Annotated in this window: 6 protein-coding genes and 1 CRISPR repeat array (1 of these 7 running past the window's edge); of the genes, 4 read left to right on the top strand and 2 right to left on the bottom strand. The window is 60.2% G+C overall.

What is annotated here, in order from left to right:
* Positions 1 to 1,267: direct repeats of the CRISPR family, unit length 36 nt; unit sequence GTAGCATCCGTGGTTCGAGCCGCGGCCCCGTTGAAG (it extends 2 nt beyond the left edge of the window).
* A 31-nt stretch (positions 1,268 to 1,298) separates the two neighbouring features.
* The 3 genes from csb2 to NUV99_00405 all read left to right on the top strand — a co-directional run bounded on the left by csb2 (position 1,299) and on the right by NUV99_00405 (position 10,964).
* Positions 1,299 to 2,813 (top strand): type I-U CRISPR-associated protein Csb2, encoded by a 1,515-nt coding sequence (gene csb2 / locus NUV99_00395; protein MCR4418610.1) that lies wholly within the window; start codon positions 1,299 to 1,301, stop codon positions 2,811 to 2,813.
* 445 nt (positions 2,814 to 3,258) lie between these two features.
* Positions 3,259 to 9,057 (top strand): AAA family ATPase, encoded by a 5,799-nt coding sequence (locus NUV99_00400; protein MCR4418611.1) that lies wholly within the window; start codon positions 3,259 to 3,261, stop codon positions 9,055 to 9,057.
* Between the two features lie 1,646 nt (positions 9,058 to 10,703).
* A complete protein-coding gene (locus tag NUV99_00405) occupies positions 10,704 to 10,964 on the top strand; it encodes a hypothetical protein (GenBank protein MCR4418612.1) in 261 nt (86 codons plus the stop codon).
* A gap of 532 nt (positions 10,965 to 11,496) precedes the next feature.
* Here the strand turns inward: NUV99_00405 and NUV99_00410 are convergent.
* Positions 11,497 to 11,679, bottom strand: coding sequence for a helix-turn-helix transcriptional regulator (locus NUV99_00410; GenBank protein MCR4418613.1), 183 nt, complete (start codon positions 11,677 to 11,679; stop codon positions 11,497 to 11,499).
* A 523-nt stretch (positions 11,680 to 12,202) separates the two neighbouring features.
* Between NUV99_00410 and NUV99_00415 the strand changes: the two genes are divergently transcribed.
* A complete protein-coding gene (locus NUV99_00415) occupies positions 12,203 to 12,475 on the top strand; it encodes a helix-turn-helix transcriptional regulator (protein ID MCR4418614.1) in 273 nt (90 codons plus the stop codon).
* Positions 12,476 to 12,689: 214 nt separating this feature from the next.
* On the opposite strand, the gene NUV99_00420 is transcribed toward NUV99_00415, so the two are convergent.
* Positions 12,690 to 14,324, bottom strand: coding sequence for a multicopper oxidase (locus NUV99_00420; protein ID MCR4418615.1), 1,635 nt, complete (start codon positions 14,322 to 14,324; stop codon positions 12,690 to 12,692).
* Positions 14,325 to 14,978: the final 654 nt, after the last annotated feature.

Raw genomic sequence — 14,978 nt, forward strand, 5'->3', positions numbered from 1 at the left:
AGCATCCGTGGTTCGAGCCGCGGCCCCGTTGAAGCCCGTAGCCAGCACTATTTCTGGCTCCTACCCATAACGTAGCATCCGTGGTTCGAGCCGCGGCCCCGTTGAAGCTCCTGCGACTTCCAGGGCACCGGACAGCTTACCATGTAGCATCCGTGGTTCGAGCCGCGGCCCCGTTGAAGCCACGGCCCCCTAAGCCCCTTCGCCTTCGCTTCCTGGTAGCATCCGTGGTTCGAGCCGCGGCCCCGTTGAAGCCGGGATGGGAGTAAGGTGACAGGCGAAATGCCCGTCGTAGCATCCGTGGTTCGAGCCGCGGCCCCGTTGAAGCGTGAGAGAGCAATTTGCGGAGGTCTTCGGGATTGAGTAGCATCCGTGGTTCGAGCCGCGGCCCCGTTGAAGCACGCCTACCCTACCTTCCACCCGAACCCGATCATGTAGCATCCGTGGTTCGAGCCGCGGCCCCGTTGAAGCAAGGCGGCGGCGCTCTGGCAGGCGGGAATTCCCGCGTAGCATCCGTGGTTCGAGCCGCGGCCCCGTTGAAGGCCGTTGGGTCTGCCGGGCAGGAGAAGCAGGGTCAGGGTAGCATCCGTGGTTCGAGCCGCGGCCCCGTTGAAGGACGCCCGGCGTCTGGAACAGCTTGTAAAACTCCCCCGTAGCATCCGTGGTTCGAGCCGCGGCCCCGTTGAAGCTTAGCGGCAGGAAAACCCAAACCCGGCGCGTCGGCGTAGCATCCGTGGTTCGGACCGCGGCCCCATTGAAGCCGGTGAGAAGATCCGTCACCTCGCCCCTGGCGGCGCGTAGCATCCGTGGTTCGGACCGCGGCCCCATTGAAGCTATCTCCTCGTTCTGGAGGAGTTGATCGGTTTCGTCCGTGTAGCATCCGTGGTTCGGACCGCGGCCCCATTGAAGCCCGACATAAACGTAGATGTCGCCCGCACCCGCCAAGTAGCATCCGTGGTTCGGACCGCGGCCCCATTGAAGCAAAGCGGCCAGCACAATCTCAGGCAGGGGAACGCTGTAGCATCCGTGGTTCGGACCGCGGCCCCATTGAAGCGTAAAACGTTTCGCACCTCCTTATCCAGACATCATCGTAGCATCCGTGGTTCGGACCGCGGCCCCATTGAAGCACGAAGGAGACGCTGGAAGCGGCCAAGACGCGGAGTAGCATCCGTGGTTCGGACCGCGGCCCCATTGAAGCTTTTTAATGCTCGGGATTGGAACCTTAAGGGTGGTGTAGCATCCGTGGTTCGGACCGCGGCCCCGTTGAAAGGAAGTAGGAAGTAAGAGGGAGGAGAAGGCGCATGATCGCCATAGCCTTTCGTTTCCTGGCCGGACGTTACCATGCCACCTCTTGGGGCAGGCACGTAAACGAAGGCCTGCCCGAGTGGCCGCCTTCGCCCTGGCGTGTACTGCGCGCCCTGGTGGCCAGCTGGAAGCGGACGCGGCCCGAACTACCGGCAGAGGACGTAGCTGACCTCGTGGGAAGGCTGGCAGAAGCCCCTCTGATGTGGCTTCCCCCCGCGAGCGTGGGCCACTCGCGCCACTACATGCCCTGGTTCAAGAAAGGCCCCGGGGATCGCACGCTGGTATTCGACACGTTCGTGGCGCTTTCCAGAGAGGCAGAGGTGAGGCTGGTGTGGCCCGAGGCGGCTGTTGAGGGGGACCTGCAGAGACTGCTGGCCGAATTGCTTTCGGGGATAACCTACCTGGGGCGGGCAGAGTCGTGGTGCCAGGTCCGACTTGATCGCTTTCCCCCGGAGCCGAACTGCTTCCCGGTGCAGCCGGGGACGGCCGCGCCGGCAGAGGGCGACCTGGTGCGCATGCTCGTCGCCCAGTCCGCAGACCCAAGGGCTCTTCTTGAGGCCCTTATGGTGGAGACTTCCCTGCTGCGCTCGCGCGATCAGCGGTTCGACCCTCCCTGTAGCCGCTGGCTGGACTACGTGCGGCCCCGGCAGGCCTTGGTGGTGGCTCCTGCAACGGCGCCGGCGCGACTGGGTAGGCAACCTCGGGAGGCACCGGTTGCCGCCCGTTACGCCCTGGACCGCCGGCCGTTGCCACCCGTTCAGCAGGCCCTGACCCTCGGCGAGAGGGCGCGTCAGGCGGTAATGGCGCGCTTCGGCCGGATGTATCCGGGGGAAATGTCACCCCTTCTTTCGGGCCGGGATGAGGACGGCCCGCTTCAAGGGCACCGGCATGCCTTCTACCTGCCTGCTGACGAAGACGGCGACGGCCGCCTCGACCACCTTACCGTATACGTTCCGGGTGGTCTGGGCCCCCGGGAACGCGCGGCGCTGGGAAGCCTGCGGGAGATTTACTGGGGCGCGGCGGCTAGGGAAGAGCAGAGATTGAAGTTGCTCCTGCTCGGCTTTCTGTCGGCGCCGGAGCTAAAAGAAGAAGTCCCCCTTTTCCGGCCTAGCCGGTACTTTGTCTCGCATACGCCTTATGTGTTGACTCGTTACCCGAAGCGGTACCGCAACGGGCGTCCCAAGCTGAATGAATTTGGAGAGCAGATAGACGGGCCGGAAGATCAGGTTCGGAGGGAATGGGAAGAGCGCCGCCGCCTGAACCCCGAACTGCCGCGGCTGGTGTCCGTGCGTCGGAGGGCCCGTTTGGAACTGGGTTCAGGGTTGGCGATCCGGTGGTTGAGCTTTAGGAGGCGCCGGGCTCACGGGGGCGGGGCCACGTCCGGACTAGTCTACGGGCTGGCTCTAGAATTCGAGGAACCCGTGTCCGGGCCTCTGGCTTTGGGATACGGTTGCCACTACGGGCTGGGGCAGTTCGTGCCCGCATACCGGGGTTCATGTGTGGCCGTCTAGACCGTCTTAGTGGAAATACCACCTTGGTGAAACGCCTGGTTATTGCCTTTCCGTACTGTGCGGCCGGCCCCGCGGTGCAGCTACCCTCACAGCCTGAATGGCGGTGAGGGTTAGGACGCCGACATGTCCAGCTAAGGGGGTGTCTTCGGCGGGACGGCTGGAGCGCTCAGTGCGGCTTGGGGGAGGCGACCTGCGGACCGCCCCGGTGGCCGAGAGTGCGGGCATCCGCGTTCGCAAAGATCGTGCCCAGATTGGCGCCCCCTGCCGGTTCTTGTCAGCAGAACGTCGAACGGTGCCCGCTATAGCAGGAAGTTGCTTCCTATTGCCGAAATCAATAAATACTAGGGTCGCGGTCTCTATGCCAGGGTAGGGTGGTAGATGGCCCTTTCGAGCCCTGGTGACGCACCAGACCGTCAAAACGCGAGGTAGTGGGGGGTCTCCTTAGGTGGTAGAGGATTTGCGCCGGCTTTTGCTGAAGGAGCTTCGTGCGGCCCTTGACAGAGATACCAAGGAAGCGATCGTTAGACGGACCCTGGAGTCTCGTAAGGATATTGGACGGACGAGGCGTGAGGCCCTTGAAGCGGTGGTTCGTACGTTAGGCATTCCTGGATTTAGAAGCCCAGAAAATGCACCAATACCGCTTGTGGCAAAAGAGCTCACAAAGGTTGTAGACCATAGTGACGTTGTACTTGGAATCCTGATCGACGCCTGGGTGGATGCCGTGCCGGATCTGGCCGGTATGGCAGCAGTCATGGTTGCAGATAGGTTAGGAGCCATAAGAGAACTTGCGGAGAGTGTGACTGAGCAACCAGAATTGGGGGACACCGTTGGAGCGGCTGCCGGACGCCTTGTAGATGAATCTCGGTGCGCTCCCGGCGAGGCTCGTGCAATTGTTTGCGCTCTTCTTTTGCGCTCACTTGAGAGTGAAGCAGGGGGCGAAGCGGAGCGACAGGCGGCACATTGTGCGAGTGCCCAGGATGTGGCTGCGGGTTCCGGGGCAAATGCATCTCTTTGGGATGAGTTTCTCGAGAGGCTGAGGGCTCTGCCTGCGGAGGCACGGGAATGGGAGAGCCTTTCCGATTTCCTAGACGTTGTTCAGAGGTTGGCTGCGGAAAAGGCATTAGAAAGAGAGGCTCGCAGCAACTTCGAGACTGCAGTGAAGCGCCTTCAGGAAGAGTGCGGTGACGCTTTGCGTTACTTTGGTATGAACAAGGTGGCCGAATGGGCCTGGGAGAAAGTACCGACTGGAAAGCGGAGCGAACTGACCCGGGAAGTGGATAGGCTACGCGATGCCTTACTGCAGCACTCCAAGTTGCGGATGCTTCCAGCTGCTACTTTGGTCGAGGAGCGAGAGCGGCGGGAGCAACTCTCAGCATTGGAACAGCAGGTCGAAGAGATGTTTAGACGCATTAAAGAGACACTGGGTTCTGCACCGCAGGGTGTTTCCGTGTCTCCAGAAGAAGCGGGCGAAAGTGAAGGCACGCTTTCGGAGTCTGAGTGTAAGACGGATGAAACCAACACTGAGCAAGAGGAAGGCTTATCTGTCTCAGACGACGCGCATGGAGAACGGCACCCTGGGGTGAGCCCTGAAGTGGAGGTACAAACCGATTACGGGGGTGCCCCGCTGGCGGAAACCAACATGGTTGCCACGGTGTCTGCCCAGGAGGTTGTGGCCTTTCCTACTGAGGTTGAAATTGGAATCTCCCTTCCCCAGACAGTAGTACCAAGTGTGCCCGAGAGCACTGGTTGGGAGGAACTATTCCTGCAGTTGATTCGAGTTGATGATTTGTCGGGTGCTTACTGGCTGTGTCGCTCGCTAGAGGCCAGAGGTCATCTGCCTCCTGTACCGTCGTGGCTGGTGGAGGTAGTCCAGGCGGCGCGCTGGCTTGAAATAGACAATCCATCTTTTGTCGGGGACCTATCGCGGATAGCCCGCCACCACCAGCCGGGCAGTAGCGATATTGAGGAAGTGCTGGCCTTGGCGGCTGCGCTACGTCCCGCAGTGATTGCACCTGCGACTGGGATGTTAGCGTGGCTCAGAACACCCGGTTGTTGCTCGGAGCTGAACAGTTTAGTAGAGGCCGTAAGGGACTTTGCGCACCTTGGGAAGTCCGTTCGACGCGTTGATCTACAGGGCGTGGCGGGGGCGGAGCAATACGAGCAGCAGATTAAAGCAGTAGTGGAGGCGGCGACAAGGTGGCTTGAGGAGGCGCCGCGCCGTCGGGCCAAGACTGCTCGGGCCACGAATGTGTGGATGAGAATGGTGGGTAAGGATAGTGAGCTACGGGCGATTTTGCAGTGGGTCGCGAGCGATGCCAGAGGCCAATTGGCACAGGCACGTGATCTTGTCAGCAAATGGATGGACCGAAAATTTCTCGAAGAAGGTATGGCGGAAATAGATCGCGAGATTATCGGAAGAAGGGTGTCTCCTATTGTTGGAGACGCACGGGATCAGGTTATCCGTAATGCCCGTGAGGCCTGCGAACTGGCCATGCGCTGGTGTGAAATGGTAGGAAGACAGGACGAAAGTGACACGAAAAAGCAAGAGTGGCTTAAACACCGAGTAGCCGCGCTACGTAACGGCGTCCAGGCTTCCCTTCCGATCATACAGACGTTGGTGTCGAAAACCGCTAGTGGGGACGGTTCCCAGCAGGTTGCCACGGCCATACTTTGCCTTGCGCGCTCTTGCGGCCAGCTCTGTTCCGACTTAGGTCTTGCAGGGCCACCTAGTATCGCGTGCAGCGCTGCGGAATGGAGTTGGCTAACCGTTGGCGTAGACGAATTGGAGGGGGCAATGGCGAGGCGGCTCTTGCTATTGCCCGAGATCGATTTTGATGCTGATGGCAAGCCAACACTTGAGAGTATGATTGCAGACGTTCTTCCAGAGTCGATCGGACGCAACACGAGCCTATCAAGGACCATTGAACGGTGGTTGGAGAAGAAGGATTATCGGTTCATTGGGACTCTCTTGCCTGCCGTCCAGGATGAAGAAGAACGGGCGACGCTTACCCAACACTATGAAGAGGAACTAAACGGAGCCCGGGCCGCTCTTGAAGAGGCACTCTTGAGAACCAGGGATGAGATAGAGCAGGCCGTGGTCGACGGAATTCTCTCTGCAGAGGAACGTACAGCGCTTTCTGCCCGCCTTCAGAATGTTGACCCCGCAACTGCCTTGAATTTCCCCCTTGAGCACGCACGACTGGAGGGAATTCGGGCTTCGGTACTCGAGGCACGCCGGGCTCGGCTGGAGGAACTAGGGAAAGAGTGGGCCGATCTAGAGAAGCGCCTTGCCACCTACCCTGGTGACCCAAACGAAAAGGCCAGAACTATCGAGGCAGTCCGGGGAGCTCTGGAGCGAGGGGATACACGCGTACTGGAGGAGTTCATTGCCCAACTCACGCAAATAATGGATTCAGGCCTGTCAATCACCGAAAGCCTCTCCGAGTCGCGCGAAGATCGTGACGTATTGGAACGCTTCCTTGAGGCATTTCCGCGTCTGACGGAACTCCTGGAAGAGCAGGGACTCTCTGCCCTTTCGGAGGCGGTCAGACACGGCAGGTCGTGGGCAGGACTCCCGCTCGCCAAGCTACCACGAAATGTGCGGGAAGAGACCCTTGCGGCCATAGAAGGGTGGCGAAAGCTCAAGCAGGGGACGCCCAGATCGGCGAATAATCAGCTTCACATTGCTTCTATTCTCCGCTACCTGGGGTTTAACATTGGTGCGCGTGCTGCGGATACGGTCACCGTTCAAGACACGGATGAACATATGCTGTACGCTCGGGTCGCGATGTCGGCGGGCGGTCGCTCGCCTGTGCCCCAGTTCGGGTCCCAGCAGCAGGGCGAGTACGATGTGGTGTGCGTCTGGGAGCGCCCCAGCGTTGATATTCTCACCGGGTGGATGCGCGATCGGCGTCTGCAGAACAAGAACAACATAATCATCTACTTGGGTCGAATGAGCCTGCGGCACCGAAGGCTTATGCGTCAGGTGGCCGGTGACCGGGGCCTTGCAATGATTGTGCTCGACGAGGTGCTTTTCGCTTTCCTGGCCGGGGAATGGCGAGAACGCTTGCCTTCGTTCTTCCGCTGTGCCCTCCCGTTTGCGGTGGTAAATCCGTACACGCCTTTCAGAGCTGGCGATGTGCCGCCGGAAATGTTCTTCGGGCGCAGGGAAATGGCTAGAGAGCTTCAGCTCGCCGAAGGCAGTTGCATTGTGTATGGGGGAAGGCAACTCGGAAAGTCGGCGCTTCTCCGACATGTTCAGCGTGAGTTCCACCAGCCGGAACGCGATCAGTTTGCCTGGGTAGAAGACATAAAGCTCGTCGGCTCGCCCACAAGTGATCAGCAGCCCGAGATGATCTGGGTGAAGCTGCGTGATATCTTCAAAGCACTGGGCCTTATTTCTTCGCGGACTACCACTACCAAGCCCGAGGCGATTGCGGCGCATATGCGGGAGACATTGCTGGCCAGCCCCCGGCGTCGCGTGCTTGTACTTCTCGACGAGGCTGACAACTTTCTGGACGCTGACGCTGCGAACAATTTCAAGGTTGTTGACGAACTGCGTATCTTGATGGGTAGCGTTCAGCGTCAACTCAAGATAGTGTTGGCTGGTCTGCACAATGTGCAGCGGTTCCAGGGACGCGGGAACCAACCACTGGCCCATTTTGGCTCGCCCTTGTGCGTAGGCCCCTTGGAGCCGCGCGCGGCGCAACAGCTTATTGAAGAGCCGTTAGCTGCTCTTGGATACCGATTTGCCGATAGCTCCGCCGTGCTAAGCATACTTTCATACACCAACTATCATCCCGGCCTTATCCAGCTCTTCTGCTACGAACTGCTTAACCGGCTCAACACCCGCTCCCTCGAGGGGCCTCCTTACCCCATTACGCGGGGAGATGTTGAGGCTATTTACCGGAATATCGAGGTGCGGAAACGTATCGCCGAGAGATTCGATTGGACCCTTGCCCTTGACCGCCGCTACCAGGCGATAGCTTGGTCGGTGATACTCGACCAGCAGGGAAAGAGGGACGGCTTCTCGCAGACGTACACGCCGCTGGAGCTGCTAAACCTGGCGCGGCAGTGGTGGCCCCAGGGGTTCGAGGGGACGGATATCGACCAATTGAGGGGCTTGCTGGACGAAATGTGTGGGCTCGGAGTGCTGGTCCGGGATAGCCAGGGGCATTACCGGTTACGCAGTCCTAATCTCGTTCGGCTTATAGAGGATGTTGAAACCAACCTGCTAAGTCTTTCCTACAAGGAGCCGGATGTAAAGAGGTTCGATGCCGACAGTTATCATGCCCCATTGAATGAGGAGGGACAATACAGCCCTCTCACTCACGCGCAGGAGACTAGCCTCAATCAGCCGCGTTTTGGTGTCGGCATCGTCTTCGGATCTGATGCGCTTGGCCTGGCAGGACTTAATGAGGCTTTCACGCGGTTTGTACCTGAGGAGCTTATCGCCAGCTCTAGAGCGGCTTTGATAGGGATGCCGGCCGGTATTGTTAGCGGGGATCAAATGGAAGCGTGGTTGGAGGAGTGTCTTGGGGCTAACGACAAATGCGAACGCCTGGTAGTGTGGCTACGAGTGGCGGGAGCCGATCTCGCCGGCGTCGTGGGCGCCGCACTCCGGTTCACGCAGCAGTACGGGAAGCGGCAACGTCAGTGGATGCGCATCTTGTTCATTCTGGACCCGGAGCACACTTGGAGGTGGCTAGGCCTTCCCAAGAGCGATAGGCTGTTTCTGGAAAATCAAGTGGATGTGGCGACCTACCTTAGGCGCTGGAATCTGCGCTCTGTCAGTCAACGGCTGGCGCAACGGGATAAGATCCATTCTGAGGAAGTCTGTCAGGAGGTGCTTCAAGCTACGGGAGGCTGGCCATATCTCCTGGATGAACTATTTAGGCGCTGTGGCCTCCATGACGACCCGCGCCCGTATGCGTCTGAACTCAGGCAGGAGCTGGCAACTAGTGGTTCTCCCCTCTCTCTGGGCTTTTGGAAAGCCTTGGGCCTTGATGCCCACCGTAACGTTCTTCGGATGCTAGAATTCATCTTGAAAGAGAGGGAGATCCCCGTCGACCTTGCAGAGCCGTGGCACCTTGCCGAGTTGATCGGTCCCGCAGATGCCCAACTTGCCACCGAGGAAGTTGAAGCAACCTTGCTCTATCTAAGGTACATGGGGACCATCGAAACTACCAGAGACGGTTCGCTGCGGGTCGAGCCAGTTATCGCGGGGATGCTCCGGCAGTCATGACCCAGGCAGGGCTCTCTTCCCTGTTATTCCGGGTGCCTACTGCCAGGTTGCTTATCTCTCGCGTCGCAGGGGACTTGGCTGAGAGGCGCAGCGTCTTGCTCTTGCTCCCAAACGGGATCGGGCCCGATGAGATATGGCATGTACTCTCGGACGATCTGTGGCGCCGCGAGGTAGATTTTGGTGAGGTATGGCTGCCCGACGCGCGTGGAGGATGGACGGTGGCTTCCGCGCTGGGGGAGAAACTCGGGGTCAAGTGGCCTTCCCCAACCGCCTCGAGGACTACTGCCAACCTTGTTTTGGCCGAGTCTTTGCCCGACGTAATCTACCTCGGTGGGTTTGCCGAACTGCCATTCGAGGCGCGACGGCCGTGGCTCGATTTCGTACTTCAGTGGGCCCAGGAGGTCAAGAACGCTATCGATGTCGGGCGGGAACCAGCCGCCCTATGTCTCATCACGCCCGGCTGGGCTTTACCTGTCGCTGATCTTCCTGGGCGGATACACCTCTCAGTACGGTACTGGTGGGGTATCCCTTCCGCCTTGGAAACGCGGCTTATCTGCCGTCTTGGTTCGGACGATGGCCGGGACAGCAATACGGCAGTACTTTGGCGCGAACACCTTCTTCCCTCTCTATGTGGTAGTGACGCGGAGCTTGTCGAGTGGCTGTGGGACGACGTTTACGATGGCATGGACCGCCTGGCTGATCGCCTCTCGGAGTTTGCCAAGCGGCGCGGGTGGACAGCGGAGATTCTTCGAGGATTAGTTGTAGACGCATGGCAGGGCAAGGAGCCCGACTATGTTCGTCCGATCAGTCCGGACCCTTCGTATTCGGCGCTGTGGGCATACGGTGTGCTATGGTATACCCAGGAATACGGTGTGGAGTTGCACAGTGCAGCTTTAGCTCTCCTAGGGAGGGTTGACGAGATCAGACACCGAGTATGGCGAGGCCAGGCTGCGCTTCTTTTGCCGCTTATAGACGAGTTGAGGGTGGAGCTATGCCAGCACCTGACTAGGCTCTATGGCGTGGACTGGGTCACGCGTTGGCAAGAGCCCATTGACCCGCGGGAGGCCACGGAAGTTCGCAAGAGCCCTCTAGCTTGCCAATGGGGTCACCTTGAACACCTGCTAAAGAATTGTCCTGCGCTGCGTGCGCATAGATCTTGGCTACAAGCGGTTGCGCTTGCGCGGTCAATTCGGAACAGGTTAGCGCATTACCACCCGGTTGATTACGGGAGCTATACCGCGCTGTACAGGGAGGCCAATCGGGTTAGGGAAGTGTTGTAGAGTGCTCCTATCAAACACAGGTTCATAGCCTCCTTGCGTGGCGGCCGGCACAGAACTGGTACCGGATTTCGGCTCCGGCCACAACTTCGTTGCCTCTTGGGCCGGGAGCGGATCCAGGAGGGCGAAACTTCTCCGACGAACGGACGCATGTCCTGGCCGGGCGCAAGACAACCGCTAAGGGAGAGGGAAACATGGTTAAGCAGGGGGTGGCCAAAAAATGAGTGCCCAGGTATATGTCTGCCTTGCCCGTAGAAACCCTTATGTGCTGTGAGGCTGATTCTGTTGGTACCGGTAGGCTGGGCAGGGTATAATGGAGGTGGCGTCCGACAGCGACGAACCGTGCAAACTGCCGGCGAGGTGAGAATCGTGGTCCGCGAACTGCGTCTGGAGACCGTGGTGGAGCGCGACGGCGAGATTTATCTCCATGACCTGCCCTTTAGGAAAGGGGAGAAAGTGGAAATGACGGTACGCCCCGTCAAGGCGGGCCAAGCGAAGCCACCGCTTACGGCGCGCCAGCTTCTGGCCTCCGGTCTGGTGGGCATGTGGGAGGACCGGGACGATATCGGCGATAGTACAGCCTATGCCCGGCAGCTGCGGCAGTTAGCCGAACGCCGGGGCAGGGATTAATATGATCGTGCTGGACACGGACGTAATGGTGGACGTGCACTACCGGGATATTGAGGGGCTGAAAGCAGTCGAGCCCTATAGCCGTTCCTAACCCTACGGATGACCGACCTGGCCAGACGATGATCCTGCGCACGCGAGTATTTTTGATAAGGTTCGGTCCGAGCCTGCGCCACACTGCCTCGGCCCGTCTAGGCGCCTCTACCACTTGCTGAGCTCGCCCCCTTGTTTTTCGGCTGGCCGGATGCGTTCCACGGCCTGCCGGAGCCGTTCGCTGCTGGGGGTCGGTGGTTCAAATCCACCATCGCCCACCAGAAAAGTCAACGGCCCGCGGGCTCGGGTGGGTACCGCAACAAGCGGCAACGGTACCGCAACCAGGCCCTATTTCTCTCCGCTGTTCTCGCCAAGCAGGAGATTTTGGGAGCGTTGGTGAATAAGGTGGATTACTGGCGGCGACTTCATTTTCTGTTGTCTCTCCCTGGCAGCTCATACGGTTGCTACGGACCGTATGATCCGTTTCTCCCGGCCCTCAGTACTAGAGGGTATCGGCAGCCGCCTTGGTCGCCGCATTGGGCACCAGGTCGAGCCTAACGTGCAACCCGAGCTTTCTAGCTATCTTCTGGACGGACCGCAGAGACGGCAGGTGCCTCCCGCTCTCCAGCCTGGCTATGACCGACTGCGGGACACCCGCCCTTTTGGCGAGTTCTTCCTGCGTCAGATTCAGGTCTAGGCGGAGCTTTATCAGCGCGCGCCACCTGATGGCTCAGTTCTGTTTCCCCCATGCGTTGCCACAATGGTGTACACGCTCACGGGCTCACCTCCTTCCCGTAAGGGGTCGGCCTTCTTCTCCCTCTTGTGCTGTTCATAGCGTTCGTGCTATATTTGATCTGAAAGGGGCAGGGTTATGGTCTACATGGACGTCGAGCCCATTGTTGATTTTCTGGCTTCCCTGGACCCCCGCTTGCGCGCTAAGGTATACCGCGGCATTGACCTCCTCGCCAACAACTGGCCCCTGATCGGGGAGCCGCACGTGAGGCATGTTAGCGGGTACGCCGGCCTGTGGGAATTGAGGGAAGGCCTGGGGAACGTCAAAGTCAGGGTGTTTTTCTTCCAGGCCGCCCCTAACGTGTTGGTGGCTGTTCACGGTTTCGTTAAAAAGAGCCGCAAGACGCCGCGGCGAGAGCTATCCCTGGCCTCAAGAAAAGCGAGTACGAGCGGCGAATGCGAAAGGAGTGATCAATGTGCTCGACTACCGAGACGCCCTCCGGGAAGAGCTCAAAGACCCGCATTTTAAGGCGGCCTGGGACGAATTCGACCTGGAATACCAGGTGGCCGGCCTCTTGGTGAAGCTCCGCGCCGAAGCGGGGTTGTCCCAGGAAGAGTTGGCCCGTAGGATTGGGACCACGCAATCAGCCATCGCCCGGATGGAAAGCGGCAAGGTGGTACCCCGTCTGGAGAGCCTGGCTAAAATCGCCCAGGCCTGCGGCAAACGGTTAGAGCTAAGCTTTCGTTGACCTCTCTGCCCCTTAGGGAGGCTGCCTAAAAGTATTGCTTACCTTCACGCCCGGTCGCTGGCAGTCGCTGGCCGAGCATTCCGCCGAGGCAGTCCAGGAGGTGGAGGCTCTGCTGGCTGTTTTGCAGAACCCCAGCCTGGAACCCTTTGCGGTTGACCTGCTCCAGGTCGCGCGTTTTCACGACTGGGGGAAGGCCCCTACAGTCTTAACTCTGTTAAGGATCGGGAACATCACACGCCTCGTTGAGAAACTGCCGTTGTAGTATTGCCCGCCTCTTTGGCCCGGGAGGCACGGGGCCGAACTTGGTGCAAAGCGGCACGGGCACGACCTCGTAGGGCCGCATCATCTCGTGGTCCTCGTGCTCGAGAATGTGACAGTGCCAGACGTATTGGCCGGCAAAGGCGCCGAACCGGGCGATGATGCTCGTGACCTGCCCCGGGTTGGCCCGCACGGTATCCTTCAGTCCCCGTTCGTTGGGGTCCGGGGGAACGGGAGGCCCGGTGAAAACGAGTTCCCGCCGGGAGCGGTAGCGGTCCACGTCGAAGGGCCGCCGCTCGAGGATCTGGAACTGGACGAGGTGGAGGTGGATGGGGTGGGCGTCCTCGGTGAGGTTGATCAGCCTCCAGACCTCTACGGAGCCCAGCCGGGGCTTCTCGGACACGGGCGCGCTCCAACGCTTCCCGTCGAGCAGCAGGAGCAGGCGGCCGAATGGGTCTTGCGCTTCCACCAGGGCGAGGTCCCTGGTCAGCGCGGCCGCGGCCGGCGAGAACCGCTCGATCGGCCGCAGGGATGAGGGCACCGTGCTGGTATCAGGTTCCGACAGCGGCAGGGTCACCCGGAACTCCATCACCTGGCTTGTATCCTCCGTAGGCGGATCGCCTCCGGGGAAGGGAGCGGCGGCGCCGTTGACCAGCCTGATCGTCTCACCGGCGAAGGCGGAGAAGTCGACCACCACGTCCGCCCGCTCGCCCGGAGCCAGGGTCAGCTCGGCGACGGGCACCGGCGCCTCGAGCAGCCCGCCGTCCGTGCCGATCTGAATGAAGGGCTGGCCGGAGGTGAAGCTCAGCAGGTAGAAGCGGCTGTTAGAGCCGTTGAGCAGGCGGAAGCGGTACTTCCGCGGCTCCACCTCCAGGTAGGGCCACACCTTGCCGTTGACCAGAATGGTATCGCCGAAGAACTCGGGGACGATCGAGGGGTCCACCCCGGGCACCGGCGGGTCGGGCTGGCGCGGGTAAAAGAGCGAGCCGTCCGCATTGAACGAGCGATCCTGAATGACCAGGGGGATCTCGAACCGGCCGCCGGGCAGATTGAGTTCCAGCTCAAACGCGTCGCGGATGAGGTAAAAGCCGGCCAGGCCGGCATAGACGTTTAAGCGCGTAATGCCCAGGGCGTGGTCGTGGTACCAAAGGGTGGCCGGCCGCTGGATGTTGGGATAAAAATAGACCACGCTTCTAAAGTGGGGCCCGACCTCGCGGAAATCCCTGGTGAACCAGGCCTCGGGGTGACCGTCGCTGTAGGCCGGAACCTCGCCGCCGTGAAGGTGCACCACGGTGCGCACCAAGGGGTTGGGGGGATGCGCGCCGTGGACGGTGCGATCAACCGGTAACAGGTGCTCGTCCGGCAGGTCGTTGACCCACCTGACTTTTACTCTTTCGTGCCTCAGCACCTCAAAGGTAGGTCCGGGGTAGACGCCTTCATATGCCCACACCGTGGTTTCGGGCAGATCGCGGTGAAGTTTTTGCTTTACCTGCCGCATCCGCACCTCATAATAGGCGGCGCATGCCAGGTAGCCCTTGGGCTTAAGCACGGCGGGAATAGGCAACGGGTCAACGAATTTTGCCAATGCCATCGTATGTTATCCCTCCCAGAATCTCCTACTCTAGGATATGCATAGAAGAGATGCGTTCGTTCTTGGTTTTTCGTTACCGGTGGTGTCAATCCGCAAATTAAACTGGCTGCCGATTCTCAGAGTTCGTTGCCCGGATCGGATGGACTTCTTAAGGCAGGATTTTCCTTATTACAAAACGAATCGTACCAAGGATCGATTCTGGGGGGCAGTGGTATGGCTCGGGCGGGCCATACCGTCAAGTTCCGGCAAGTCGGTCCGTGGCGATTAGCTGCACCGAGCTGGCCCTCATACGCGGGCGCTCCCTTTGAAGATTAGCCTGTCAGGCCACGGAGCTCGTAACCGGGGCATCGTGCCCGGACTTCTCGCATACGCTCTTGTGGTTATGAAGGGGATGCCCCGGAACCGGCTCAGCCGGGGCGAATTAGGGGGAGGAAGCCAAGCGGTTATGTGCCCTGAAGGCAACCGGCCCAGCCCGGTTCGCTCCAGCTCATTAGCCAGGGCGCATTCGCGGATCTCGCCTGTGGGACGGCATGACGGGCGCGCCCAATGCCCCTGCGTGGCGCGCCCTCACTCCTGTTTAACCCCCAACGGAATCGGAGACCGGGCGCCACCACCGGCACGTGGCGGGCGGACGCCGGGGTGGACCATCCGGAC

Source organism: Clostridia bacterium (genome assembly GCA_024653205.1).
Taxonomy (GTDB): domain Bacteria; phylum Bacillota; class DSM-521; order Neomoorellales; family SLTJ01; genus JANLFO01.

Coding starts and splice junctions, on each gene's coding strand:
- csb2 (MCR4418610.1), top strand. CDS start 1,299: ATGATCGCCATAGCCTTTCGTTTCCTGGCCGGACGTTACCATGCCACC.
- NUV99_00420 (MCR4418615.1), bottom strand. CDS start 14,324: ATGGCATTGGCAAAATTCGTTGACCCGTTGCCTATTCCCGCCGTGCTT.